The following is a 26687-nucleotide window of genomic DNA, read 5'->3' as shown; positions in this document are numbered from 1 at the left end:
AGATACAAACGCAGACGGGCCGATGTACACTGGTGTACATCGGCCCGTCTGCGTTTGTATAGATAGGGCTATACCCGGAAACTCTGTTCATCCAGCGAATGCTGGGTATCGGCTGAAGTAACGATGTCGGCCATCATTTGCTCAGCAATACGCTCGACCATTTGAATAGCACCCCGAAGCGCGCCGTATATGATGCAAAGCGGCAGGATGATGGGTAGAAAAAATACCCACTGAAAAATCATGTGCAGCCGGATGTTTTTCATTGGTTCGATTGGTAAATGATCAGGTTAAGTTAACGGATTGTCAGGTAAAGTGTAACAGTACTTCAATCAATTTTTTATTTGATGTACGGATAGTCAAAAATAAACTAGTTTATGTACAAAAACAAAAAATTATATAAAAAGCACGGCTAAAAACAGCGATAAAATCATCCTATATGGTACAGTAAATGTCACTCGTCTTTCTTGGAATATAGCAATTATTGTGCCAATAAATTATAAAACGGGCACAATGTGCTATATTCAGTAAATAATACGTATCAGTCAGTGCCTGCCCAGTCCGCTCATAATCAGCCGATAGCAACTTCGGCAGTATGGAAAGGGGGGCTGTAAACCCAAAAGGGGTAAGGCACACCCCGCTGGCATGCCTTACCCCTTTGTCAAACTGAAGTTAATCGCCTAGTGAAGCGTCGCTACGGCATCTTTGATCCGCTGAACGGCTTCGGCCAGCGACTCGTCGGATGCTGCGGTTGAAATACGCAGGCAGTTGGGGGCTCCAAAGCCTGATCCGGCTACGGTCGATACGTAGGCCGTATTGAGCAGCCACGATGCGAAGTCGTCAGAGTTGTTGATCGTGGTTGTGCCGTCCGTTTTGCCATAGTAGTAACTGATATCGGGAAAAGCGTAGAAGGCTCCCTCGGGCACATTGGTGCGGAAGTGGGGTACCTCCTGCAGCAGCTTCACCACCAGATCGCGCCGGCGCTGGTAGGCTTTTGCCATTTCCATACTGGGTTCCATCGGACCGGTCAGGGCCGCTACGGTTGCTTTTTGGGCAATCGAGTTGGTACCCGACGTTACCTGGCCCTGCAGTTTCTCGACCCCGTCGGCAATCCACTTGGCAGCACCGATGTAACCAATACGCCAGCCTGTCATGGCATACCCTTTGGCTACCCCGTTAACCGTAATCACACGATCGGCGATTTCGGGGATCGAGCCCATGCTGAAATGGCCCTCGGGGGTGAAGTTGATGTATTCGTAGATTTCGTCGGCCAGCACGTGGATGTTGGGATGGCGCGCCACGATTTCGCCAATAGCCCGCAGGTCGGCTTCCGAGTAAATCGAGCCGGTGGGGTTGTTGGGCGAAGCATACATCACAATCTTGGTGCGATCGGTGATGGCGGCTTCGAACTGCTCGGGCGTTACTTTAAAGTTGTTCTCGAACGAACCGTCGACAACTACCGCTTTGCCTTCGGCCAGCTTCACCATCTCCGAGTAACTGACCCAATAGGGCGAGAAGATGATGACCTCGTCGCCGGGGTTGACCAGTACCTGAATTACGTTTGCCAGCGAGTGCTTGGCACCCGTCGAGACCACGATATTCTCGGGTTTCCAGTCGATGTTGTTATCACGCTTGAACTTATCGGCGATGGCCTTGCGCAGGTCAGGATAACCGGCAACGGGTGAGTACCCGTGGAAGCCGTCGTCGATGGCTTTTTTAGCCGCTTCGCAAATGTGAGCGGGGGTTTTAAAGTCCGGCTCACCAACGCTCAGGCTAATTACTTTGTGGCCCTGTGCAGCCAGTTCACGGGCTTTTTTGGTCATCGCCAGCGTGGACGATTCTTCCAGCGCATTGATGCGGTCGGCTAACAGACTCACGGTATCGAGCGTGGCAGACATAATCGGTGGTGATTTTTAGGAAAATGATAACAAACTGACCGCAAAGGTACTACGTTTTCAGTGCGGGGGGCGTATTGTTGGTGAATTAAAAATCGTAACGGCTCCTGCATCAGGGCAACCCGCCAGCAGCTCGGCGGTGGTCTTGCCTAGTACGGGGTGGCGGTAATCGGGGGCGACATCTGCCAGCGGTACAAGCGTGAACCGGCGTTCGTGCAGATAGGGGTGAGGCAGGGTCAGGGTGGGCGTTTGCTGCACCAGGTCGTCGTAGTACAGCAGATCAATGTCGATGGTGCGGGCGCCCCAGTGTTCGTGGCGTATGCGCCCCAGTTCCTGCTCGATGGCCTGCATCTGTCCCAGCAGCACCTCCGCCGGTTGGGTTGTCTCAATGGCCACTACCTGATTCAGAAAAGCGGGCTGGTCGGTCAGGCCCCAGGGGGCCGTTTCGTAGATCGGCGAGAGCTGCCGGATGGTGCCGGCCCGTTTGGCCAGCCGCGCAACGGCCTGTTGCAGCGTGTGCGCCCGGTCGCCGAGATTGGCACCGAGGAGTAGGTAAGCCAAATGAATCATGGCGACAAAAATACGGCCATCCCGCTTGGAAATACCAGCGACGACCGGTGCCCAGGGCCCGACTGGTTCGATCAGGGTTGTCGATTACTGCAAGTCGGCCCGTGACGGCTTTGTGGCTAATTATACCAGGCGTGAAGAGTCAATCGCGTTAGGACAGGAATGTTGCCGATGAATCGTCGTTTTTCGGGTGGTTGCCAATCACGGTGGAACAGACGGGAATCAGGTATAATCAGTTGCCTGCCTGGCGCTTCTGGGTGCTGTAAAACAAAGCAAGCCCCTGAGGAGAGGCTTGCTTTGCTTTATGGGTGTGGTAGAAGTATAATGACTAGTCTGCACTAGCGCTGCCGTTTTTTTTTTACGAATCGGGTATGGATAGCTCTTTATACATGGATGGAATAAACGCGGCAGATTAACGGATTGTCGAGATAAACTCCAGCCCGGCGGTGAGGCCAAGACTGACTATGGTGCGGTATATATTGATGTTGCAAATCAACGGCACCAGCCCAGCTTACCCTAAATTTTTTGTGTGATTTCGCTTACTCACACATCAACGTATGTTACACGACCTATTATTTTTGAGGGAATGACTGTACCGTAACCTGTCTGCTATCCACTGAGTTGTGTACGAATGAAGATCGTAAATACCTGTCTGTCAGTTCTTTTTGTTATTGTTTGCCAACGTGTAGGTTACGCTGACCCCTTTCTGGTCTGGCCGGATGCCCCCAACGGCCGACTCTACCGCATCGATGTGGAAAAGGCGCTGCTGGAAGCCGAAACAAAAACTACGGCGTGGCAGACGTTGGGCAGTGTGCAGATGGATGCGTCGATACGCCGTGAGCTTCCACCCGCTGCCCGTGTTACCTGCCTGCCCGACAAAACAGAGGATGTCTGTTATTTTCTGGTCGACTGCACGCAACAGGTCTACCGCTTCGATAAACGAAGCCGCACCTTGAATCGGCTGGATAAAACCTATTACAGGGGCTATAACTGCTTCTCGGTGAAATTCATGCGGCAGGATACGATATTCAGTTTTGGTGGGTACGGCTTCTGGCATACCAACAACATTCTGTCTTATTACAAAGCCGCCGGTCGGGAATGGGAAAGCATAAATCCGTCGACCGACTCGCCCCAGTCGATTTACAGGGGTTTCAATGGCTATATCCGGAAGAGCGATCGTTTTTTTTCGGCGCTGAGCTACCGGCAGAACGACTCGGAGAACAAAGGCACATTTACGTATGCCGATAGTGTCTATGCCTACCTGTTTAAAGAAAAAACCTGGAAGCGTCTTGGTATCGTTACTCAGGCAGTAAAAAAATACCTGCCTGCCGATGTTTTTCAAAAAGCCAGCTGGTACCAGATCGACGATTACTTCGTACTGACATACTACACAACGCCCTTTACCCGATTCGTCATTGTCGATCCGGTAAAGAATGAGGTACGGGTTTGGGATGATACCAACAAGCTGCTGAAGAACGAGAACAGTGAGGAGGGCAGTAAGGGCGAAATGAGTTACGTATGGCAGGCTGACTTATTCTTTCGCTATGAGCCCACGGCTACAACGGGCAATGCTGTACAGCTAATCCGGTTTCCAATTGCCCGCTTATGGAAAAACGGTCGTTCGATTGGTCCGTTCTACGAGCCAGTTGGCAGCCGTAAGTATAACTGGGCATACCTGTCTGTGCTGGCCGGACTGCTGGTGCTGGGGGGAACGCTGGTTTGGTTCAGGAAGAGACAGACGGAAACTGTAGCCCCGGTCATACCGGATTCGCCGGTGCCTGTCCCACTTTATCCCGACAGCCTGACCGATAAGGAAAAGCAGCTGTTCGATGCACTGCTGCAGGCGGGGCCTTCGGAGGGGCTGACTACGCAGCGGATGAACGATATTCTGGATCTCAATGACAAGTCGCTCGACAACCAGCGCAAGATTCGGGCTGAGGTAATTAAGGGCCTGAATCTGAAGCTAAAGCTGCAATGGAACATTGCCGAAGCCGTTGAACGAATCCCGACGAAACTGGACCAGCGCATTTTCAACTACGTGCTGAACGAGCAGGTGCTCAGCCGGATTCAGAACAACGGGGATAATGCGCAGACTGAATCGGTGTAAAGGTCGGGCTGGCTGTCGGTTGGAGCCAACCCGGCCCGGTATCAGTAATCCTTGATGGGCTTGATGTCGTAATAGGCCCGGATGTCCGTTTCGGAGGGAGTCTTGACGGGCCGCACGATCCGGAACCCGCAAAACGACGCTGAAGTCATCCACCAGTCAGATTTCGGACTCTGGGGGTCGATCACTTTCCAGGCGGGCGACGAGGGCGTACGCGCGGCCGAGCGCAGCACAGCGGCTTCGTCGTCCCACGAGCCCCCGCGCACGGCGTTGGGGTAGAGCGTGGTGGTAGGTGCGTAGGGCTCTTTCACATTGCCACCGGCTTTTTGGGCGTAGTAGTCTTCGATGTACTGATCCTGCGTCCATTCCATCACGTTGCCGTGCATGTCGTAGAGGCCAAAGGGGTTCGGCTTCTTGGTGCCTACTTTTTTATAGCTGCCCCCGCTGTTGCCCGTAAAAACGGCATAGTCGCCTAGTTTAGCCGCATCGGCGCCGAACGAATAAGGCGTTTTGGTGCCTGCCCGGCAGGCGTATTCCCATTCGGCTTCGGTAGGCAGCCGGTAGAAAACGCCTGTTTTGGCGTAGAGCCAGGCGCAGAATTTAATGGCTGCATACTGGGTCATGTTGATGGCCGGGTAGCCCGCGCGCCCCATCCCGAACGACATATCGACGTAGGGCGGGCTGGGCCGCGAGGTGGCGTCGGTTCGGGCCAGGTTGGCATCGGGAGTTGGGTATTTGGCTGCCATCTCCTTTTCCATGTTTGTAAACGCAAACAAGTCGTAGAGGTCCCAGGTGACTTCGTACTTACCCATGTAAAAAGGCTCGATGGTGACCGTGTGCACGGGCCCCTCGTCGGCCTTGTGGCCTTTTTCGGTGGTCGGGCTGCCCATACTGAAGGTGCCGCCCGGGATGGCTACCAGGGCGTAGGTCTGGTTGCTACCCGGAATAGCCTGGGTGTACGATTTGGGGGCAGCCGGCGTCTGGGCATACAGGACCACGGGCAGCAGGGCAGGAAGGCAGGCGTTGAGTAGGGAAGCGAAGCGCATGAGGAGGTTAGCTAAAACAGATTTACAACCTAAAGGCAAAAGGCAGAACGATTTCCTTTGTTGTACCTTTGCAGCAAACCGATGAAGCAGTCAGACAACCCCACGGAAGGGTACCTGACGAGAGCCTATGAATTACCTTTCAGCCGAAAATTTAACGAAAACCTACGGCGACCGGACGCTGTTCCGAAACCTGACGTTTGGCATCAACCGGGGCGATAAAGTAGCGATTGTGGGCGCCAACGGCTCCGGAAAAACAACGTTGCTGACCATTCTGGCCGGGGCAATGCCCCCCGATGCGGGACTGGTGAGTCACCGCAAGGATATCAGCATCGGCTACCTCGATCAGCAACCCGACCTGAACGATGCCCTCACCGTGATGGAAGTGGTCCTGGCAGGCGAAAGTGCCCAGCTCGACGCCGTACGGGCCTATGAACTGGCGCTGGCCCACGACGATCATGACGCTCTCGAGCGGGCCATGACCGACATGGAAAAACTCGAAGCATGGGACTACGAAGCGCAGATTCGGCAGATGCTGGGCGAACTGGGCATCCAGGATGTGGAGCAGCGGGTTGGCTCGCTGTCGGGCGGCCAGCGCAAGCGGGTGGCCCTGGCGCGGGTGCTGATTCAGAACCCCGATCTGCTTATTCTCGACGAGCCCACCAACCACCTTGATCTGGAAGCGATCGAGTACCTCGAAAGTTTTCTGAATACCAACAACGGGACGCTGCTGATGGTCTCGCACGACCGGTATTTTTTGGATCGGGTCTGCAACCAGATTGCCGAACTCGACGGGGGGCAGCTGTATACCTACAAAGGCAACTACGCCTATTTTCTGGAGAAGAAAGATGAGCGCGAGCAGGCCGCGGCTTCTGAACTGGCCAAAGACCGCAACACGTTCCGGCGCGAGCTGGAGTGGATGCGCCGGCAGCCCAAGGCGCGCGGTACCAAGGCCCAGTACCGCATCGACGCGTTCGAGGATCTGAAAGAAAAAACGGCCGGTAAGCGCAACGATGGCGAACTCGATCTCAACCTGCGCATGAGCCGGCTGGGTAGCAAAATTCTCGAGGTCGAGAACCTGAGCAAGCGTTTCGGCGAGAAAATACTGCTCGATCATTTTACGTATACCTTCAAACGGTTCGACCGGGTGGGGCTGATCGGCAAAAACGGGATGGGCAAAACCACGCTCATGAACATGCTGACCGGGCAGCTGCGACCCGATTCAGGCAAAATCTCGACCGGCGGCACCGTAAAGTTTGGCTACTACACCCAGACCGAACTCGACCTGCCCGAATCGCAACGGGTGATCGATGTGGTGCAGGACGTGGCCGAGGTGATGAAACTGGCCAACGGCGATACCGTAACGGCTACTCAGCTGCTCAGCCGCTTTCTGTTCGACCGGGCCAAGCAGTACGACTATGTTGCCAAACTGAGCGGGGGCGAAAAAAGGCGGCTGCAACTGCTGCTGGTGCTGGTGCAGAATCCCAACTTCCTGATTCTGGATGAGCCGACCAACGACCTCGATATTACGACGCTGAACGTACTCGAAGATTTTCTACTCAGCTTCAGCGGCTGCGTACTCATCGTTACGCACGACCGGTACTTCATGGATCGGCTCGTCGACCACGTGTTTGTGCTGGAGGGAGAAGGAAAGGTGCGCGATTTTCCGGGCAACTACACCGACTACCGCGAGTGGCGCGACAGCAATCCGAAAGCAGGCGCCATCAAACGCGGAACTGAGCCTGCCCGGCCGGCGGCTGCCAAAGCACCGGTGGAGGCACCTGCCCCGGCTCCGGCGGCTGGTAGTGGCAAACGAAAGCTATCGTTTAAGGAGCAAAAAGAGTATGAAACGCTCGAGAAAGACATTGAGATGCTGGAAGCCCGTAAAGTAACGGTGGTAGGCCTGCTCAACGGCGGGGGCCACCACGAGGAGCTGATTGCCTGGTCGCGCGAGATCGAAACCATCGAACAGCAAATCGCGGATAAATCTGACCGCTGGCTCGAGCTGGCAGAATATGTATAATTAGCGGTTGAGTAGTTGAGTGATTGAGCGGAAAGGCTAATCAAGTCACTCAATCACTCAATCGCGCCATCACTCATTGCTCATGCACCAGATCGTCGATTTTTTTCAGTACCTGCTCAATTCTGAAGAGATTATCCGTACCGGCGGGCTGGTGCTGATAACACTAATCGTTTACGTCGAGAACGGCATTTTCTTCGGCTTTTTTCTGCCGGGCGATTATCTGTTGTTTCTGTCGGGGGTGTTTGCCGGTACCAAACTGCTGGCTGTGCCGCTCTGGCTGCTGTTGGCGTGCATTTTCGGGGCCGCCGTGCTGGGTTCGCTCACCGGTTATCTGTTTGGCTACTATTTCGGCGCACAGCTGCAGAATCGACCCGACTCCCTGTTTTTCAAGAAGCGCTACATCGACAATACCCGGGCAGCCTTCGAAAAGTACGGCAGCAGTGCCCTGATCGTAGCCCGGTTTCTGCCCGTGGTACGCACCTTCGCACCCATTCTGTCGGGACTGATTCACATGCGCTTTCAGCTCTTTATGCTCTATAACCTGCTGGGCGGAGCCATCTGGGTACTGGTGCTGGTCGGAGGTGGGTTTTTCTTTGGTGAGCGCTTCCCGGGCATCGTCGACTACGTACAGTGGATCATTGTGTTCTTCCTGGCGGTCACCACATTCACAGTGGTGAAGGGCTACCTCAACGCCCGCAAGGAGCAGGCCGGGGGGGTGTAGCGTAGCGTTCGATCGGCCAGACGAAGCCCAGGCACTTAACGCAGCTCACTTAAAAAAAAGGGGTTTCGGTATATCCTGACGATATACCGAAACCCCTTTTTTAGGATACTCTAAACTGAAAACTAGTTGCGCAGGGGCTTGCCGCCGGTGAGCAGGCTCTGGATACGTTCGAGCGTTTTCTTCTCGCCCGACAGCGACAGGAAGGCTTCGCGTTCCAGGTCGAGCAGGTATTTCTCAGAGACCAGCTGGGGTGAGCTGAGGTCGCCCCCGCAGATCACATAAGCCAGTTTGTCGGCAATTTTCAGATCATGGTCCGAGATGTAGCGGCCCATGCGCATAGCCGTGATGCCGGCTTTGAACAGCGCAATCCCGGTTTTGCCCTGTACCTTGATATCGGTACGGGGTTTGGGCTGCGTGTAACCGTTTTCGGCCAGTTCAATGGCGGCCTGTTTGGCTTCGGCCAGCAGGCGGCTGCGGTTCAGCACGATCTGGTCGGTGTTGCGCAGGTAGTTCATCTCCCGGGCTTCCTGCGCCGACGTCGACACCTTGGCGGTGGCGATGTTCATGAAGATGTTTTGCAGGATGTTTAGTTCCGGATCGCCCGACTGATACAGATCCGATGCGCGGGCAGCCATTTCTTTGGTACCGCCCCCGGCCGGAATCAGCCCTACGCCCACCTCGACAAGACCCATATAAGTTTCGGCGTGAGCCACGGCCCGGTCAGAATGCAGGACGGCTTCGCAGCCACCGCCCAGCGTCAGCGTGTGCGGAGCCACGATCACCGGAATCGACGAGTAGCGCAGCCGCATAATCAGGTTCTGAAACTGGGCAATCATCAGGTTCACCTCGTCGAACTCCTGCTCAACGGCATACATGAAGAGCGTGCCGAGGTTGGCCCCCGCCGAAAACGCTTCGGTCGAATCGTTGCCAACCACCAGCCCCCGGAAATCTTTCTCGGCCAGCGCTACTCCTTTCAGCAGAGCCTCCGAAACGCCGGGCCCGAACGTGTTCATCTTGCTTCGGAACTCCACGTTCAGAATGCCATCGCCCAGGTCGTAGATCGACGCATCCTTGTTTTTCCAGACTACGTTGTTGCTGAGGTTTTCAAGAATGGTGAAAGCCTCCGTGCCCGGAATGGTTTTGTACGATTTGGTCGGAATGTCGTAGTACTGCCGCTTGCTGCCTTCGACCCGGTAGAACGATTCGATACCTGCATCGAGCATGTCGTAGACCCACTGAGCGGGTTTCTGCCCCTGGGCTTCGATCAGGTCGATCCCTTTCCGAACGCCAATAGCGTCCCAGGTTTCGAACAGCCCCAGTTGCCAGCCGAAACCGGCCGTGATAGCGGCATCGATGCGGTATAGTTCGTCGGAGATTTCGGGAATCCGGTGCGTGGCATACTGGAAGCCATCGGCCAGTGTCCGGCGGTAAAACTCACCGGCTTTATCCTGACCTGCCACCAGCACCGGGAACCGCTTGCGCAGGTTGTCGATGGCTTTGGTGCCTTCGAGCGTGGCAAACTTGACCTTCTGCGACGGTTTGTAGTCGAACGTTTTCAGGTCGAGCGCCAGAATTTCGGTTTTGCCGCTGGCGTCTTTGGTCTTTTTGTAATAGCCCTGACCGGTCTTGTCGCCCAGCCACTTGTTGTCCATCAGTTTTTGCACCGAGGCTGGCAGCTCGAAGCTCGCCCGCGACTCGTCGTGCTCCATCCTGACCAGGTTGCTGGCCACGTTGACAGTGGTATCGAGGCCCACCACGTCTGACAGGCGGAACGTACCCGACTTGGGGCGACCCACCACCGGACCCGTCAGCTTGTCGACTTCTTCCACGGTCAGCCCCATGTCTTCGGCCACACGGATGGTCTGAATCAGCGACTGAATGCCGAGCCGGTTGGCAATGAAGCCGGGGGTATCTTTACAGAGTACGGTGGTTTTACCCAGATACAAATCACCGTATGTCATCAGAAAATCGATCACGGCCGGATCAGTGTCGGGGCCGGGAATCACTTCGAGCAGCCGCAGATACCGGGGCGGGTTGAAGAAGTGCGTGCCGCAGAAGTGGCGCCGGAAATCATCGCTGCGGCCCTCGGCCAGCAGGTGCATTGGAATGCCCGATGTGTTCGACGTAATCAGCGTACCCGGCTTGCGGAACTGCTCCACGCGCTCATACACCGACCGCTTGATGTCGAGCCGTTCCACCACGACTTCGATAACCCAGTCACAGGCTGCAATCTCCTTCAGATTGTCGTCGAAATTGCCCAGTTTTACCCGGTCGGCAAACTTGGGGCTGTAGAGCGAGGCCGGACTGGCCTTGAGCATGGTCTGGAACGCATCGTTGACAATGCGGTTACGCACGGCCGGCGACTCGGTGGTCAGACCCTTTGCCTGTTCAGCCGCGTTGGGTTCTTTCGGCACAATGTCCAGCAGCAGTACGTCGACACCAATGTTGGCGAAGTGCGCGGCAATACGCGAGCCCATAATGCCAGACCCCAGCACGGCAACGCGCCGGATTGTCCGGTTTTTGGTTTGTGTCCGGGGTTTTTCCAAAGTAGATTCCATAAGCTTAAGGATGAAGCAGCCCGCCGGGGCGGTACCATTTCGGGCGTTAGAACGTGGTTTTGAAACGAATAAGCAGGTAGGTCAGTCGAGCGGCAAGTCGACCGATTCGATGGTTTTGAGTTTAGCGTTTTCTTCCTCGACCAGTCGGTTGATGTCTTTGATGACCTCGAAGAAGGTCACCAGCTTGTCGAGCGGTATCTGTTCGCGAATCAGGTTGTTAAACTGAATCACACCGTCGCGGGCCATTTCCCGTTTTTCCCGGCCCGTTTCGGTCAGGTAAATCCGGACGAAGCGCTTGTCGTTGTCGTCGACTTCGCGCCGGATCAGTCCGCGCTCCTCGAGGCTTTTCAGCATCCGGACCAGCGAGCGGGGCTCCATGCCCAGCAGCGGCCCGATCTTGGTGGCGGGGGTGCCTTCTTCGAGGTCGATGTTTAACAGTACGTAGCCAATGGCCATCGTAATGTCGAACCGGGCCGCGTAGGTATTATACATCCGCGAGATGGCGTGCCAACCCCACTTGATGTGAAAGTCAACGGTCTTTTCCTTTTTCATAGCGGTGTCGTACTGTTCAGATTACGGGGTAAAAATAGATTATTTTCTGGATAATAGTATGCAAGCATACTATTTTTCTGGCCGGTAGGTAGCTAAAAAAAGCTTCGGCTCACTGAAGAACCGAAGCTTGTCTGCCTGACGCCGGGCTTTATCAGGGAGCACTTGGCTCGGCGAGCAGTTTGTCGATGAGCCGGTTGAATTCGTCGACGTACTGATCGTAGTAAACCCCGGTTCCGGGCCCCGAAAAGCCCGTGTGGATGTGCCGGACCTGCCCTTTTTTGTCGATAAAGAGCGTGGTCGGAAAGGCCACCACCGCGTTGAGGTCAGGGAGGGCTTTCGAGGCCTGTGCCTTGTCGTTGGTGCCCGCCAGCACGACTGGATAGTCGATCTGGAAGCGCTGTTTCATGCGCTCGATCTTGGGCCCTGACTCCGCCATGCTGGCCGAGCGTTCGAACGCCAGCCCCAGCACTTCGACGCCACGCGCCCGGTTTTTCTTGTACCAGGGACTCAGGAAGTTGGTTTCGTCCATGCAGTTCGGGCACCAGCTCCCCAGAATCTGCACCACCGTGACCTTGTTTTTAAAGCGCGGATCGGTCAGCGCCACCACCTGGCCAGTGGGCTCCGGAAAAGCGGCCCTGAACGTATTGACGCCGGGTTTCAGGTAGGTGAGTGTAGCGGGGTCGGGGAGCTTGGCGGCCGGGTCGAGCCGGGCTACCCACGATTCATAGCCCGAAACGCCGGACCAGAAACCACCTGTCAGGGTGTTGGCCGCTTTGTTATGGCGGGCTTTGAAGAGAAACAGGTGCGACCCGTCGAAACACGACAGAAACAGACTGTCACCCACCACATTGCCGTCGAGGTAGCGGTAGTCGCCGGTGGGGGTCAGAAAAGTGCCCGCCACCCGGTTGCCCGTCTGTTTGAACACGCCCACGGCATTCACGCTGTCGACCCGGCCGGTTTTGCTCTCAAACTGGGTAGCCCAGGTGCCGTTGACAGTAGCGGCCGTTGTCGGGCTGTCGGGAACGAAGCGGTACGTTGGGCCCAGGGTGGCCACGAAGGGGAGGGTCTGGTATTGTTGGGCCGTACGGCGCCGACGCCAGACACCCGTTAGCTGCTTGTCAGTGACTTTGGCCAGGAGTTCCGAATCGAAAAGCGCCATCGGAATCCGGATCGAATCGCCCGAAACCGTAGCCGCGTCCATCCGGAGTTTTTCGCTGCCATTGAGGGCAAACACCGTGTAGGTTTTCTGGCCGGCATCGGGCTGGATCGACAGGCCGAAGGGCAGATCGCCGGCGCGGGTTTTCAGAACGGCCCGGTAGGTACCGGGCGTAACCGTAGCCGGGGTCGACTGGCTGGAGCAGGCCAGCGGGAGCGTCAGCAGCGCAAGGGCCGCCAGAGCAACAGGTGTTTTCATAGGGCAAATGGCGAATAGCAGAGTAACGATGCCCCGGCTGGGTTAGTTTCGCGGGACTTTCAGGCCACAAAATAGGGCCCGGCGGTGACAAAAATTCGGGGGGGGGGCATTTATAGCCGATAGCATGGCCTTAGTTTTGCCGGGTTGGTCGTAGCCGGCTGGTCGGTCTGGCCAGGCATTCCTCTTTTTTATGCGTTTTTTCTACTTGTTATCGGGCTTGCTGGCCCTGTTAACCACGGCCGTTCAGGCCCAGTATCAGCTGCGTCCGGCTACCCTCGCCGATCGGCAGGAGCAAAGCCAGACGGGGGCTGTTCGCTTCTACGACTGGGACCGGAGCCCGTCGGTCATTGAGTTCATACCGGCGGGCACCACGGCTGTACAGGCTGTACCGGCTGCCGAAGTAACAGCGTTGCGGCTGGATAACGGGCCTGCTTACCGCGGCCTGACGATGCAGATTCCTTACTACAAAACCGAAGCGCTGTTGCCTGGTGAGTCGATGATTCACCATACCGATTCGACCGCTCTGCTGGCCGAACTGCTGCTCGACAGCCCGCTGGTACAGCTCTACCGATTCTCCGATGCCCGTACCAAAACCCGTTATGTGCTGGTCAAGAATGATTCGGTCGTATTGCTGCACAATATCGAGCTGCAGTTGATTCGGCGCGAAGGCATCTACAACTATACCGAACCAGCGTTCCGGCGCGAGCTGAAAGCCACGCTGACAGAGTGCCCCACCCTGAACACCGACCGGGTGCAGTACGGCGAAAAAAGCCTGATTGCGCTGTTGAGCGAGTACCTGCGGTTTTGCCGGGCAACGCCTAACACCCAGGTGCAGGCCCGCCCGTTCGCCCGGCCGCAGGTCGGCATCGGTCCGTCGGCCTATCTACTGGGTCGGGTCGATGACTACCGGGTCAGCGCCTACGTACTGTCGGTGCAGGTGCTGCTGCCCAAACGCTTTCATAACGTGTTTGTGCTGTTCGATGCCGGCCGGATTCGCTACGGCCTTGACCCATATACCTTTGCCGAACCGCTCGTTGGCCTGTTTGGCGGACGCTACATTGGTCGCGGGGCCATCCAGGGAAAAATCTACACGGGCATAACCCTGTCGACCGGGCTTTTCGATACAGGGGCGGGTATTAGCTACCGGAAGTGGCTGAGTGTAGAAGGGCGCTACCCCCTGGTGGCCCGGGCTCTCAATGGGTTTCGGTCGCCCATGTCGGCCTTCCTGACCGTACGGGCGCTGGTGCCCCTGTCCGGACGTTGGGCGGGAAGCCGGCCGGGTCAGTAACGTTTCGGCCGGGTTTCGTTAAGTTTGCACCAGCCCGGCCCTGATTTTGCCGGCTTTCTGAATGACTGATTATCACCAGCCCGTTATGCTCCAGGCCTGCATCGATGCCCTCGATCTGCAGCCGGGGGGCACCTATGTCGATATCACGTTTGGCGGAGGGGGCCACAGCCGCGCCATTCTCCAGCAACTCGAAGGGGGGCGCCTGTTTGGATTCGACCAGGATGCCGACGCCCGGGCCAACGCGCAGGCCATCGACGACAGCCGCCTGACCTTCGTAGCCTCCAATTTTCGTAATCTCAAACGTTACCTGCGGCTGTACCGGGTCGAGCAGGTCGACGGTATTCTGGCCGATCTGGGCATCTCGTCGCACCAGATCGACACGCCCGAGCGCGGCTTTTCGACCCGCTTCGACGCCGACCTCGATATGCGCATGAACCAGCAGGCCGACAAAACGGCCCGGCAGGTGGTCAATGAATACAGCGAAGCCGACCTGCACCGCATTCTGGGTATGTACGGCGAAATTACGAACGCCCGCACGGCGGCCAGTGCCCTGGTGTCGGCCCGTTCCAACCGGCCGCTCAACACCATCAACGATCTGAAGGCGGCCCTGCAGCGGTTTGCGCCCCGGGGCAAGGAAAACAAGTTTTTTGCCCAGGTTTTTCAGGCCCTGCGCATCGAAGTAAACGAGGAGCTGCAGGCGCTCGAGGAGTTTCTGGAGCAGGTGCCCAGTGTGCTGCGGCCCGGTGGGCGGCTGGTGGTGATGTCGTACCACTCACTCGAAGATCGGCTGGTGAAAAACTTTATCGCCAAGGGTAAATTTCAGGGTGAGGTGGAGAAAGACCTGTATGGCAACGAACTGAAGCCCCTGCGTGGCATTACCCGCAAACCCATCGAGGCTACGCCCGACGAGGTGGCCCGCAACCCCCGCGCCCGCAGCGCTAAACTGCGCATTGCCGAGAAGATTTAACCGCGTCCGTTTTTTGTTCAGGGTGGGTTCCGTAGCTTTGGTATCTGCCCTTTCAGGCGTTTCTACCGTAACCTGTTATGTTGTCTAAAACGTACGGCGCGGCCGTCTATGGCGTCAACGCCAGTCTGATTACCATTGAAGTTGTGGTGGCGCAGGGCCTCCATTTTCACCTCGTCGGATTACCCGACAGCGCCGTTAAGGAGAGCGAACAGCGGGTCGAAGCGTCGCTGAAGTTTTTCGGCTACCGCATGCCCCGCCAGAAAGTGGTGGTCAACCTGGCGCCCGCCGATATTCGCAAAGAAGGCTCGGCCTACGACCTGCCCATTGCGCTCTGCGTGTTGCAGGCGTCGGAGCAGATCACTACCCAGCGTAGCCTGGAGGAATACGTGATCATGGGCGAGCTGGCGCTCGATGGGGCGCTGCGTCCCATCAAGGGGGTGTTGCCCATTGCTATCGAAGCCCGAAAACGGGGGTACAAAGGTTTTGTGCTGCCGGTCGAGAATGCGCAGGAAGCGGCTATCGTCAACAACCTCGACATTATTGGCGTGTCGAGCATGCAGGAAGCCGTCGAGTTTTTCGAAGGCAAAAAAGTTATCGAACCACTGGTGAGCGACACGCGTGATCTGTTTACCAGCCAGATCAACGCCTACGATGTCGACTTCTCGCACGTACAGGGACAGGAAAACATTAAGCGGGCGCTGGAGATTGCGGCCGCTGGTGGCCATAATGTGATTATGATTGGCCCGCCGGGTGCTGGTAAAACCATGCTGGCAAAGCGTCTGCCGAGCATTTTGCCTCCGCTGACGCTGCAGGAAGCCCTCGAAACCACCAAGATTCATTCGGTAGCGGGCAAGCTGGGCAACCGCGCCACGCTGATGGCCACCCGCCCGTACCGGGCGCCCCACCACACTATTTCCGATGCCGCCCTGGTGGGTGGAGGCAGTTTTCCGCAGCCGGGCGAGATTTCGCTGGCCCACAACGGCGTGCTGTTTCTGGATGAGTTGCCCGAGTTTAAGCGGTCGGCGCTGGAGGTAATGCGACAACCGCTCGAAGACCGCAAAGTCAGTATTTCGCGGGCCAAATGGGCGGTCGAGTTTCCGGCCAGTTTTATGCTGATCGCCAGCATGAACCCCTGCCCCTGCGGCTACTACAATCACCCCGAAAAAGAGTGCGTGTGTGGGCCGGGGGTGGTGCAGAAATACCTCGCCAAAATCAGCGGCCCCCTGCTCGATCGCATCGACCTGCATGTGGAGGTCACGCCTGTTTCGTTCGACCAGATGACGGCCAACCGCCCGGCCGAATCGAGCGAGGTGATCCGGGAGCGGGTCATTCAGGCGCGGGAGCGGCAGACCGCGCGCTTTGCCGATCAGCCCGGTATTTATTCCAACGCCATGATGCCGTCGCAGATGGTCAAAGAAGTTTGCCAGATCAGTGATGCGGGCCGCGCCCTGCTGCGTAAGGCTATGGAGCGGCTGGGTCTATCGGCCCGTGCCTACGACCGCATTCTGAAAGTAGCCCGGACCGTTGCCGATCTGGCCGGCACCGATGATATTCAGATCGAACACCTCGCCGAAGCCATTCAGTACCGCAGCCTCGACCGCGAAAGCTGGGCAGGATGAGGGACAGTTTTTGGTTTTCGGTTTGGGGTTTACAGGTTGAGGCTGAAATTGATTGCTACTCCTGATAAAAGGGTCAGGCCTTCGCCATCTAATGGTATAGACAGCGAAGGCCTGACCCTTTTGAAAACTACAAACTGTAAACAGAAAAACTTCCTCCCTGCCTTACTGCTTCACCACCCGCCGGACCTGAATCTGGCGATTTTTGTTGTCGCCGACCACCAGCAGGTAGCTGCCGGCCGGCAGTCGGTTAAGGTCGAGGGTGGCACTGTAGGTGGTACCGCTACGGGTCAGTGAGGTCGACAGGAGCGGAATGCCCTGCTGGTTGACCACGCGTACGGCGGGCTGCTGCAGCGTGGCGCTCGTGCTCAGGCTAACCTCGACCTGACTGCTGACCGGGTTCGGATAAACCGACAGCGTTTCGGTAGCGGTCTGGGGTTCGGCCGCCAGAATCGCCAGATATACCTCATCGGAGGTTAGCTCACCACAGCCATTCACACTTCCTTTGACGGAATACCGGCCCGTCTGCGTAACGACGTAGGTCGAACTGGTGGCGCCTGCAATGGCTACGCCGTTGAGCAGCCACTGGGTATTGCCCGTGACGTTGGTTGAGAGTGTGAAGCCATTGGTGGTGATGGTTGGCGTAACGGCTGTACGAATTGTAACCGTGACCGCCGATGAGCTGACGGGCAGGCAGCTTCCGGCTACCTGCACCACGTAGCTGCCCGCCACGCTGGCCGCATAAGTGCTGGCCGTAGCGCCTGCAATGAGCTGGCCCCCGCGGTACCACTGGTAGGCTAGGTTCGGCCCTGTATTGGCGCGGAGCGTAACCGCGCCACCCTGACAGACGCTGGTCGATCCATCGGCGCTGATCACGGCTGTGGTACCCGTGCCCGCTATGGGCGTGACAGCGGTGCGCTGGGCCGAGGGGCAGTTGAGCGACCGAACCCGCAGGTCGTAGAAATAATACCAGGCTGCTTTGAGCGTGTCTACACCACCCGTGCTGTTGTTGAACAGCGATCCCTTGATACTGACTATGGGCTTGCCCTGCTGCGTGTTCAGGCGGTAGGGGAAACCGCTTACGCCCACGTTGCTCCGGAAAATCGATGCGCCCTCGGCGTACTCGATCGTGATTTTGTAGTCGCCCGCGGCCGGAATCGACAGGTTGAGCGGATAAACGGCTCCGGGGTCGTTGGGATCGTCGACGAGTTGACCGTTCGAGGTGGCGGTCAGGCTCTGGTTGCGCGTGGGCGTTACGTCGAGGGTTACGCTTGAAATGGCCGTTTCGTCGAACTTGCGCACCGTGAAAGTTAGTTTACCGGCGTTGCCAATATACAGGCGGGCACTTTCGATCAGCACGGGCACCGTAGTCGACACCAGCGGGGCCGGACCGAAGTTGCCGGCGTAGCTGCCACCCCCATAGACTGATTTGCTGACGGGCCCGATACCGCCGGAAAAATCGTTTAGTGTAGCGTAGAAGACACCGCTGCCGGGCAGCCTGGCCGACGTTCGGTTGCCGGCGGCAAGCAGGTTACCGCCCGTTGGGGCATCGTACCAGAACGCCGTTTCGCCACCGGCATTCACCAGCGATACCAGCGTGTCGCTACCGCAGCGGGTGGCCGAAAAAATACCGCTGGCCGGGGCGGGCGACGCGGTGCGGGTTACCGTCAGGCTGTTGTTGCCGGGGTTCTGATCGGCAGGCAGCGTGGCCGTGATCTGAAACTGATAGGTCTGGCCGGGCTGCAGCAACACCGTGGCTGGCAGTTGCAGACTCAGGCTGCGGTCGCGGAAGGCAGCCAGAGTGGGTACCGTGCCCGTCAGCGTGGCGACTTCGGTGTTGCTGGTGTCCAGAATTCGAACCGATACCGGAATGTTTTGCTGAACGGCCGTCCCATTGTTGCGCAGCTGCACCGTAACGGTGGTGCCGGTGCTGATTTGTCCGCAGAAACCCGCTGCCGGTGAGAGCAGGGCCGCAACGGCTACATCGTTGGCCGTTTGAACGACCTGAATCGTGTAGTCCTGTGTTTCGCCATTGCCATACGAGCCGCAGGCCGTTACCTGATCGGCACTGCTGGTTTCGGTAGCGACCACGCGCAGCCGGATAAACTGGCCGCTCTGCACCGTGGTGGGCACCGTAACCGAACCGGTAAACGTGGTTGGTCCATTCAGCACCGGGGAGGTGGTCAGCAACTCGCCGGCATCGTCGAAGTCGCCGTCCTGATTCCAGTCGGCGAAGGCTTTAACCACGGCGGGTTTTGCCGCTCCGCAGGTACCGGTTGTTACCACGAGCGGGAGTACCTGCCCGGCCTGGACGGTGGTGGTAGCCTGCTGGTTGTTGGTATAGCTGGTGCAGCCAGTGCTGCCGGTCTGGTCGATGCTGCCAAATTGCAGGCGGTCGATGCGGGTATCGGCGGTTGAGGTGGGGGCCGATGCGCAGTAGGCCGTGCCGCCGATACCACTCAGTACGAGCGCATAGTCCTGGCTGCTGGTCGTATTGCCCGTGAGTGTACCCTTGTGCGATACCGTGATGGTATAGGTCTGGCCCGGAATGGGGTTGCTGACGAGCACCTGCTCCACATTGTCACGAATGTTATCGCCCCGGGTGGCCGGGTTAGCCGGATTGCTGGGGTCGAGTATCCAGGGCTGTGTGGTGGCTGAACCCGTGCTGATACGCAGGTCGAGATCGTTGACGAGCCGAATTGTGCGGTCGTTCAGCGCCGAAGTAGCAATCCCGGCGGGGTCGGTCCAGGCAATGGTGCCCGTCAGTGGGCCCCGCCCCGAGGCCACTACGGTCAGGCTGTAGGTGGCTCCCTGCGCCAGGGTTAGCTCGCTCAACAGGTGATTCTGGCCTGTGTTGAGCAGTAGCTGGCCGGCGCGTTCCATGTTGAGCAGTCCCCAGCCAAACTTATAGTCGGGGCCGGGCGCCGGACCGGCTTCGTTGGCGGTGTGCAGGGCCACGGCTTTGAGTGTCGATGCCCGCATGAATTTGCCGCTGTTCCGCTGTCCGTAGAGTTCCTGCAGCAGCAGCAGCGAACCCGTGACATTGGGCGACGCCATCGACGTGCCGCTGTAGGTGACATAGGCACTGTCGGATTCGGAACTGCTCGACAGTACATTGACGCCTACACCTGAGAGGTCGGGCTTGATGCGGCCATCGTCGGTAGGTCCCCAGCTGCTGAAACTGGCGAGCGACACGTCGGCGGGCTGGTTGTAGCCATTAGGCAGTATACCCACTGCCGCAATCGACAGGATGTTTTTGCTGGTACTGTTGGTGGCTACCTGATCGTACCCATCCTGGCTGGAGCGGGGCGTGGTTACGGTTTTGGTGCCATTGGCGATATAATACGGTTGCCCGGCTCCCGGGCCATTGTCGCCATGGCTGTTTCCGGCCGACTTCACGATTAGGTAGTAAGGGGCGTTGTAGGCAATCTGGTCCCAGTTGCGGGCGCGCGAATCGTACAGGCCAAACTTATAATCTTCGGTCTGGCTAACGGTTGTATCGCCCCACCATTCCCATTTGGTGGTGGTGGTCCGGCTGTCGTTGAAGACCCAGCCCGCCTGTGTTCCGTAGGAGTGATTCGACAGGAGCAGGTTGGGTGCCGCCACGGTCATTTCCGACACATCGTTGCTGAAGTCGTAGGCGCGCAGGTTGGTGCCGTAGGCCATGCCCCGTACCGACGGATTTACCCCGGCCGCGATCAGCGTACCCGAGACGTGGCTGGCGTGCGAATCGAACGTGCTGGCATTATCGATCTGGGTGACCCGACTGGCCCCGGCGGTGTTTCTGAACTCGACGTGGGTACTGCGAACCTTACCGCCGTCCCAGATGCCCAGCTTGTCGGTGAGCGTGCTGCCCGAGAGCGACAGCCCCAGACTACCCCCGGCATAAAGCGCGTTGGTTTTGGTGGTAATGCCCGCCTGGAGGTTGCTGTAGGTGGTTTCGTAAAGCAGTTCGCCCCGCTCGGTAATGCCGCGCAGCATACGGACGGTGCCATCGCCCAGGCGTTCGATCAGGGGGCGCTTCAGCCGGATTGCTTCGGCCTGCGCCAGCTGGTAGTTGGCCTGTTCGAGTTGCGTCAGGGTTTTCTGGAGGGCAATCTGCTGGGTTTTCTGCTGATCGCTGTATTGATTGAGCGGGCGCGGCTGGGCCAGCGCGAAGGTAACGGAAAGCGCCAGCAGAGGGATAATCGACAGCCGGCGAAAGCGGAAGAAAAGATGTTGCATAAAGGCAGAGGGGCCCGCTCAAATCCGGGCGTCGAATATACGAAGCCCATACGACAAAACCGGGGCGATTCGTTGCGCCAGCCAGGGCCGTTTCCTGAGATTAACAGGCTTTTAATGAAGCGCGCCGGCCGAACGGGGTGGGTTGGGGGGCCGACCGCAGCCGCCCGGCTGGCAAGGGCGTGGGTAGACCGGAATCGACCTGATTATCACCGAAATTTAATGATGTGTCGTTAAACGATTCGGAACTTGTGTTGTCAAGCAAGCATAGCTAACCCGGAATCGGTATGGATACACAAACCCGACAGCAGCAGACCCGTTACCTCTTCAGCCGGGCCGCGTTTGGCGCTACACCCGCTCAACTGGCCGAGGCCAGCCGCCACCCGCTTCGTAAAACAATTCGACAGCTTTTTCAGGATAGTGCGTCGATGACCGACCTGCAGGTTGTCGAGCCCGGCCAGAACATAACGCGCGGGGCCCTCCGTAACCTGGTGCGCGACGGGCAGCTCGACCGCGACATGCTTAAGGAACGCATCCGGCAAAATGCTCAGAAAGTGCGCGACCTGAATCTGCAGTGGCTCGACCAGATGGCGGCCGGCCCGGGTGCGCTGCGCGAAAAAATGGCGCTGTTCTGGCACGGGCATTTTGCCTGCCGCACCATGGGGCAGAACCCGCTCTTCATGCAGCAGTACGCCAACACCATCCGGCGGCACGCGCTGAGCCGGTTCGGCGATCTGCTGATGGCCGTGTCGAAAGAGCCGGCGATGCTGCAGTTTCTGAACAATCAGCAAAACCGCAAAAATGCCCCCAACGAAAACTTCGCCCGGGAAGTGATGGAGCTTTTCACGCTGGGCCGGGGCAACTACGCCGAACACGATATCAAAGAAGCGGCCCGCGCCTTTACCGGCTGGCAGTTTACGCCCGATGGGCAGTTTGTGTTTCGGGAGCGTGTACACGATGCCGGCGACAAAACGGTTTTTGGCAAAACGGGTCCCTTCTCCGGCGAGGATGTCGTGGCCATGCTGCTCGAAAAGCCGCAGACGGCCCGCTTCATCACCAGCAAACTGTACCGCTTTTTTGTGAATGAAACCGAAGATCCGAAGCGGGTGGATGCGCTGGCCGGGCAGTTCTTTAAAAGCGGTTACGACATTACCGACCTGATGGAGACAATCTTCAATGCCGACTGGTTCTACGACCCGAGCAACGTGGGGGCCCACATCAAATCGCCGGTCGAGCTGCTGGCGGGGCTCCGGCATACGCTGGGTGTGACGTTCGACCAGCCGCAGCCGCAGATTTTCGTACAGCGTACCCTCGGGCAAACCTTGTTTTATCCGCCCAACGTGGCGGGCTGGCCCGGCGGTAAAAACTGGATCGACTCGTCGAGTCTGCTGTTTCGGATGCAGTTGCCCAACTATGTGCTGAAGGCCGCCGACGTGACGATCCGGCCGAAGGAAGACGGCGATGTCAACACCGAAGCGCTGGCCCGCAAAGGCGGCAACACCTTTCGTACGCAGGTCGACTGGGCGGGTTTCGAAGCGGCTTTTGCCAAAACGCCCGACGCCAGTCTGACCGACGCGCTGGCGGCTACGCTGCTGCCGCTGCCGCTGCGCGCCGAACAACGCCAGCTGATCGAGCAGCAGGCCCGATCGGCAACCACCCGTTCGGCCCGCATTCGCTCACTCACCGCATCGCTGATGAGCCTGCCCGAATATCAGCTTGGTTAGCAAGGGGTATCTGTGTCTAAAGAGTGAAAGAGCGAAAGAGTGTAAGAGCGACCGGGGTATTATCCATGGCAGGTCTTGTTCAGTTTTTCGTTTATGTCGTATCTCACTTGTATGCCAAAGCGGGTTTATGGAACGCTTCGCTCATTCACTCATTCGCTCTTTCACCCGTTCTCTCTCTCTTTACCAATTCATCCATGAACCGTAGAGACTTCCTCCTGCAGTCGGCGCTGACCACGGCCGGCGGGCTGCTTATCCCGAATTTTCTGAAAGCCTACGAACTGTCGGCCATGGGGCAACCCGTGGCGCCGTCGGGCAAAATACTGGTGATTGTGCAGTTGTCGGGCGGCAACGATGGCCTCAACACCGTGGTGCCCTACCGCAACGATATCTACTACCGCGAGCGGCCCACCATTGCCATCAAGCCCGATAAGGTGCTGCCCCTCACCGACGAAATTGGCCTGAATCCCGCCATGGGCGCGCTGCGGTCGCTGTACGACGAAGGGCTGATGACCGTTATCAACAACGTTGGCTATCCCAACCCCGACCGGTCGCACTTCCGGTCGATGGATATCTGGCAAACGGCCAGCGATTCCAGCCAGTACCTGAGCAACGGCTGGGTGGGGCGCTACCTCGATGCGGCCTGTGCCGGCAAGGCCCAGCAGCCCTACAAAACCATCGAAGTCGACGATACACTCAGTCTGGCCATGAAGGGCAAGACTCTCAACGGCATGGCCCTGCTCGACCCTAAAAAGCTGTACAACCAGACTCGTGGCCCACTGGTGACGGGTCTGAGCCACGAACCGGCCCACGACGATCACGAGTCGGTGGCTTACCTCTACAAAACCCTCGCCGAAACGGTGTCGTCGGCCGACTACGTGTTTGAGAAAGCCAAAGCCAGAAGCACCACCAGCCCGGCAGCGGCCTACCCCGATCACGAACTGGGCAACCGGCTCAAAACGGTGTCGCAGCTCATTCAGTCGGGCATCGACACCAGCGTCTACTACGTCTCGATCAGCGGGTTCGATACGCACATCAACCAGCCGGGTCAGCAGGACCGGTTGCTGGGGCAGTATGCCGACGCGGTGGGCGCGTTTATGACCGACCTGAAAGCCGCCGGCCGCCAGAACGACGTATTGCTGATGACGTTCTCGGAGTTTGGGCGCCGGGTAAAGCAAAATGCCAGCAACGGCACCGATCACGGCACGGCCAGCAATGTGTTTCTGATTGGTGGGGGGCTGCCGGGCCGGCGGGTGCTGAACGAAGCGCCCAACCTGAGCAACCTGACCGAAGGGGATCTGGCATACACCGTCGATTTTCGACAGATTTACGCGACGCTGCTCCGCGATTACCTGGGCGCCGACGACGTGGCCATCCTGGGCCGGCCCTTCGAGCCGCTCAGGCTGGTCTAGGTGCTGGCAGGCCAGCCGGTAGGGGATAAGGGCGCTATCGGCTGGCAACAGGATAAAAAATCGAATGGGGTCTCCCGAAGTGTGCCCGAATCTCTGTTATTTCGCAGGTTGTCACGCTCCGTGATCAATCAGGCCGAATCAGTGGGTTGCCCGTGGTTTGTTATCGACAGGTGAACCAGCTGCGAACCAGTGACGTAACTGTTCGCAAACCCGGCGCGGCTAACTACAAACAGCACCGTTGTCAATGGTAGGTATTATTATGGGGAGCCTTTCCGACCGCAAGGTTATGCAGGAGGCTGCCGATGTGTTGACCGTGCTCGGGGTAGCATGGGAAATGGATATTGTGTCGGCGCACCGCACGCCGGAAAAAATGGTCGACTATGCCAAAAGCGCCCGCGACCGGGGGCTGAAGGTAATTGTGGCCGGGGCCGGCGGGGCCGCTCACCTGCCTGGCATGGTGGCGTCGCTGACCACACTGCCCGTGATTGGGGTACCCGTCAAATCAAGCAATTCGATCGACGGCTGGGATTCGGTACTCTCGATTCTGCAGATGCCCGGTGGTGTGCCCGTGGCGACGATGGCGCTCGATGGAGCCCGCAATGCCGGTATTCTGGCCGCCCAGATCGTCGGTACCTTCGATGAGCGGGTGGCCGAAAATCTCCTCCGGTTCAAAGACGAGTTAAAAGAAAAAGTGGCCCAGATGAGCCGTCAGCTTACTGAATCGAACTAGACGCTCCACCCATGGAATCAGATAATCAATCGTCGAACAGCCGCCCAACGGGTAGCTCAAGCCTGCCGGCTATCACGCTGGTGGTGCTGGTTGGCTTAATTGCCGCCCTGCTGTATGTAGGCTTCGAATACATCTCGGACGATACCAATGGCTCTGACGAGCTGACCAATGTGGCCATCGACACCACGTCGCAGCAGCCCATGGCGCAGGAAGATCCGGATATGCTCATGGCTCCGCAGGAAACCGACACGTCGTCGCAGCCCGCCCCGGTCGATCTGTCGCAGGCAACGCCCCCGGCCGATGCGCCCGAAGCCAACGTGAAAGCCGAAGAAGTGGCCGAAGACAACCGGGAAACAACCGATGGAAAACCGTCGGCGTCGGAGCCCGCAGCCGCAGCGCCGGCCAAAAAAGCGGAAGAGCCAAAGAAGGAAGTAAAAAAGCCGGAGCCCGTCAAGGAAACCCCGAAAAAGGAAGATGCGCCCAAAGCCACCGTGGCCGAGAAGCCAGCCGTGAAAACGGGCGGGTCGACATCGACCCATACGGTGGGGGCCGGCGAAACATTCTACGGCGTGGCCAATCGCTACAACATGAAAGTAAGCACGCTGAAAGCGCTCAACCCCAATGTGTCGGAGAGCGATGTTAAGGCGGGTATTACCAAACTAAAAGTGAAGACCATGGCCGTGCATACGGTTGGCCCCGGCGATGTGCTGCGGGTGGTGGCGCAGAAATACGGCGTCAGCAAAGAAGCCATCATGCGGGCTAACAAGAAAGACAAAGACATAGCCACCCGGGGCGAAAAACTAATTATTCCGTATCCGGAAAAACAGTAGTCAGCGCTCCAGCATCAGTGCAACAGCCGCCCGGCGTAAGTGGGGCGGCTGTTGTGGTTCTATGCGATTGGTGGCGTCGGTTACTTGCGCTCGTAGGCCAGCCCGACCGTAAACCGCAAATCGTTGTTTTGCCGGCCTGGTACCACCAGGCTTTCGTAGGCATTGGCCAGACTCGTGCGCAGGCTGAGGGCCGTGTTGAGCTTCACCTGCAAACTCAGGGTTGCATTCCAGCGCACGTTGTACTGGCCGATGGCGGGCTGGTACAGCGCCGTGTGGGTCAGCGTCCAGCGATTGTCGCCAAACGTGTATTCGCCAAAGAGCCGGGTCGAGTTGCGGACGATGTTGATGGTTGGCAACTCGTAGAAATCGGTAAACTCCTGCATAAGCACGTTCGTAACCGACAGATACGCTTTTTTACGCTGCAGCAGCTTGTATCCCGCCCCACCGGCAATCGTCCAGCGGTTGTTGATCTGGCGGAGGTTGCTGCGCTCGTAGGAGCCGAAGGTCAAATAATAAAGCCGGCGCTCGGGGCGATAGGTGGCCCGCAGGTCGCCGAAGAGTTCGCGTTCGGCCAGCAAGCCACCCTGCCGGCCGTAGACAAACGAAGGATTGGTCGACAGACGAAACAGATTGCTGAGCGCATAGTCGATGGAACTGGCCAGCTGCAGCAGCTGCCGGTTTACGTTGCCGCTCGTAAAGGTACCATCGGCACTCAGCTTGTAGCGAACCACGTGGAGGGGTTTGGGCACGGTTACCGAGTCGGTGCGGGCCGGACCGGTGGCGGTTTTAACCGAGTCGGGCACCGAGGGACGGAGGGGGTCGGGCTGTTCCACAACCTGCGCCCGCAGGGTGGTAGCCGTTAGGGCAAGCAAACCGAAAAGAATACGTTGAGCCGTCTTTTTCACGAAGAAACGGATTGGTGATAGCCGCAACGTAGGAAAAAAAGCGCACATTCGTCGGATCGAGTCGCACCGCAACGGGGCCGGCCAGGGCGGTTATACTACCGGAATCGCTGGCGCCGACACCCC

Annotated in this window: 19 protein-coding genes; 10 read left to right on the top strand and 9 right to left on the bottom strand. The window is 57.9% G+C overall.

All coding sequences use genetic code 11. From position 1 onward, the window contains the following. Nucleotides 1-68 precede the first annotated feature (68 nt). From ACYVAC_RS05470 to folK, 3 genes are all read right to left on the bottom strand, one after another. Nucleotides 69-263, bottom strand: a complete 195-nt coding sequence (locus tag ACYVAC_RS05470; RefSeq protein ID WP_461096594.1) for a hypothetical protein — start codon at nt 261-263, stop codon at nt 69-71. Between the two features lie 414 nt (nt 264-677). After that, nucleotides 678-1895 (bottom strand): pyridoxal phosphate-dependent aminotransferase, encoded by a 1218-nt coding sequence (locus tag ACYVAC_RS05465; RefSeq protein WP_461096593.1) that lies wholly within the window; start codon nt 1893-1895, stop codon nt 678-680. Nucleotides 1896-1952: 57 nt separating this feature from the next. Beyond that, entirely contained in the window at nt 1953-2462 is a 510-nt protein-coding gene (gene folK / locus ACYVAC_RS05460; RefSeq protein WP_461096592.1) for a 2-amino-4-hydroxy-6-hydroxymethyldihydropteridine diphosphokinase, read from the bottom strand. A 628-nt stretch (nt 2463-3090) separates the two neighbouring features. On the opposite strand from folK, the gene ACYVAC_RS05455 reads away from it, so the two are divergent. After that, a complete protein-coding gene (locus ACYVAC_RS05455) occupies nt 3091-4566 on the top strand; it encodes a hypothetical protein (protein WP_461096591.1) in 1476 nt (491 codons plus the stop codon). A 41-nt stretch (nt 4567-4607) separates the two neighbouring features. On the opposite strand, the gene ACYVAC_RS05450 is transcribed toward ACYVAC_RS05455, so the two are convergent. Continuing rightward, a complete protein-coding gene (locus tag ACYVAC_RS05450; protein ID WP_461096590.1) occupies nt 4608-5609 on the bottom strand; it encodes a formylglycine-generating enzyme family protein in 1002 nt (333 codons plus the stop codon). A gap of 127 nt (nt 5610-5736) precedes the next feature. On the opposite strand from ACYVAC_RS05450, the gene ACYVAC_RS05445 reads away from it, so the two are divergent. Both ACYVAC_RS05445 and ACYVAC_RS05440 read left to right on the top strand, forming a co-directional pair. After that, entirely contained in the window at nt 5737-7629 is a 1893-nt protein-coding gene (locus ACYVAC_RS05445) for an ABC-F family ATP-binding cassette domain-containing protein (protein WP_461096589.1), read from the top strand. Nucleotides 7630-7711: 82 nt separating this feature from the next. Continuing rightward, nucleotides 7712-8350: a DedA family protein gene (locus ACYVAC_RS05440; protein WP_461096588.1), complete on the top strand. Its 639-nt coding sequence runs from the start codon at nt 7712-7714 to the stop codon at nt 8348-8350. Between the two features lie 122 nt (nt 8351-8472). Here ACYVAC_RS05440 and ACYVAC_RS05435 read toward each other — a convergent pair whose 3' ends face one another. From ACYVAC_RS05435 to ACYVAC_RS05425, 3 genes are all read right to left on the bottom strand, one after another. Beyond that, on the bottom strand, nt 8473-10908 hold the full coding sequence (locus tag ACYVAC_RS05435) for a 3-hydroxyacyl-CoA dehydrogenase/enoyl-CoA hydratase family protein (protein ID WP_461096587.1): 2436 nt from the start codon (nt 10906-10908) through the stop codon (nt 8473-8475). Between the two features lie 81 nt (nt 10909-10989). Further along, entirely contained in the window at nt 10990-11460 is a 471-nt protein-coding gene (locus tag ACYVAC_RS05430) for a MarR family winged helix-turn-helix transcriptional regulator (protein ID WP_461096586.1), read from the bottom strand. Nucleotides 11461-11611: 151 nt separating this feature from the next. Beyond that, entirely contained in the window at nt 11612-12874 is a 1263-nt protein-coding gene (locus ACYVAC_RS05425) for a peroxiredoxin family protein (RefSeq protein ID WP_461096584.1), read from the bottom strand. A 190-nt stretch (nt 12875-13064) separates the two neighbouring features. Here ACYVAC_RS05425 and ACYVAC_RS05420 point away from each other — a divergent pair, with 190 nt between their 5' ends. The 3 genes from ACYVAC_RS05420 to ACYVAC_RS05410 all read left to right on the top strand — a co-directional run bounded on the left by ACYVAC_RS05420 (nt 13065) and on the right by ACYVAC_RS05410 (nt 16748). Beyond that, nucleotides 13065-14162 (top strand): hypothetical protein, encoded by a 1098-nt coding sequence (locus tag ACYVAC_RS05420; protein WP_461096583.1) that lies wholly within the window; start codon nt 13065-13067, stop codon nt 14160-14162. A gap of 61 nt (nt 14163-14223) precedes the next feature. Next, complete coding sequence (gene rsmH, locus ACYVAC_RS05415) at nt 14224-15129, top strand: 16S rRNA (cytosine(1402)-N(4))-methyltransferase RsmH (RefSeq protein ID WP_461096582.1); 906 nt, start codon at nt 14224-14226, stop codon at nt 15127-15129. A gap of 77 nt (nt 15130-15206) precedes the next feature. Further along, nucleotides 15207-16748, top strand: a complete 1542-nt coding sequence (locus tag ACYVAC_RS05410) for a YifB family Mg chelatase-like AAA ATPase (RefSeq protein ID WP_461096581.1) — start codon at nt 15207-15209, stop codon at nt 16746-16748. Nucleotides 16749-16910: 162 nt separating this feature from the next. Here ACYVAC_RS05410 and ACYVAC_RS05405 read toward each other — a convergent pair whose 3' ends face one another. Beyond that, nucleotides 16911-20969 carry a S8 family serine peptidase gene (locus ACYVAC_RS05405; protein ID WP_461096580.1) on the bottom strand — a complete coding sequence of 1353 codons (4059 nt, stop codon included), beginning with the start codon at nt 20967-20969 and terminating at the stop codon, nt 16911-16913. Nucleotides 20970-21253: 284 nt separating this feature from the next. Between ACYVAC_RS05405 and ACYVAC_RS05400 the strand changes: the two genes are divergently transcribed. From ACYVAC_RS05400 to ACYVAC_RS05385, 4 genes are all read left to right on the top strand, one after another. Beyond that, nucleotides 21254-22690: a DUF1800 domain-containing protein gene (locus ACYVAC_RS05400; RefSeq protein ID WP_461096579.1), complete on the top strand. Its 1437-nt coding sequence runs from the start codon at nt 21254-21256 to the stop codon at nt 22688-22690. 194 nt (nt 22691-22884) lie between these two features. Continuing rightward, nucleotides 22885-24099 carry a DUF1501 domain-containing protein gene (locus ACYVAC_RS05395; RefSeq protein WP_461096578.1) on the top strand — a complete coding sequence of 405 codons (1215 nt, stop codon included), beginning with the start codon at nt 22885-22887 and terminating at the stop codon, nt 24097-24099. Nucleotides 24100-24343: 244 nt separating this feature from the next. Continuing rightward, nucleotides 24344-24829 carry a 5-(carboxyamino)imidazole ribonucleotide mutase gene (purE, locus tag ACYVAC_RS05390; RefSeq protein WP_461096577.1) on the top strand — a complete coding sequence of 162 codons (486 nt, stop codon included), beginning with the start codon at nt 24344-24346 and terminating at the stop codon, nt 24827-24829. Between the two features lie 11 nt (nt 24830-24840). After that, nucleotides 24841-25659 (top strand): LysM peptidoglycan-binding domain-containing protein, encoded by an 819-nt coding sequence (locus ACYVAC_RS05385; protein WP_461096576.1) that lies wholly within the window; start codon nt 24841-24843, stop codon nt 25657-25659. Nucleotides 25660-25739: 80 nt separating this feature from the next. Here ACYVAC_RS05385 and ACYVAC_RS05380 read toward each other — a convergent pair whose 3' ends face one another. After that, nucleotides 25740-26531: a DUF481 domain-containing protein gene (locus tag ACYVAC_RS05380; protein ID WP_461096575.1), complete on the bottom strand. Its 792-nt coding sequence runs from the start codon at nt 26529-26531 to the stop codon at nt 25740-25742. Between the last annotated feature and the right edge of the window lie 156 nt (nt 26532-26687).

It is taken from the genome of Spirosoma luteolum (genome assembly GCF_054778875.1).
Note: the sequence above shows the minus strand (reverse complement) of the source record. Positions and strands in the feature narration are given on the sequence as shown.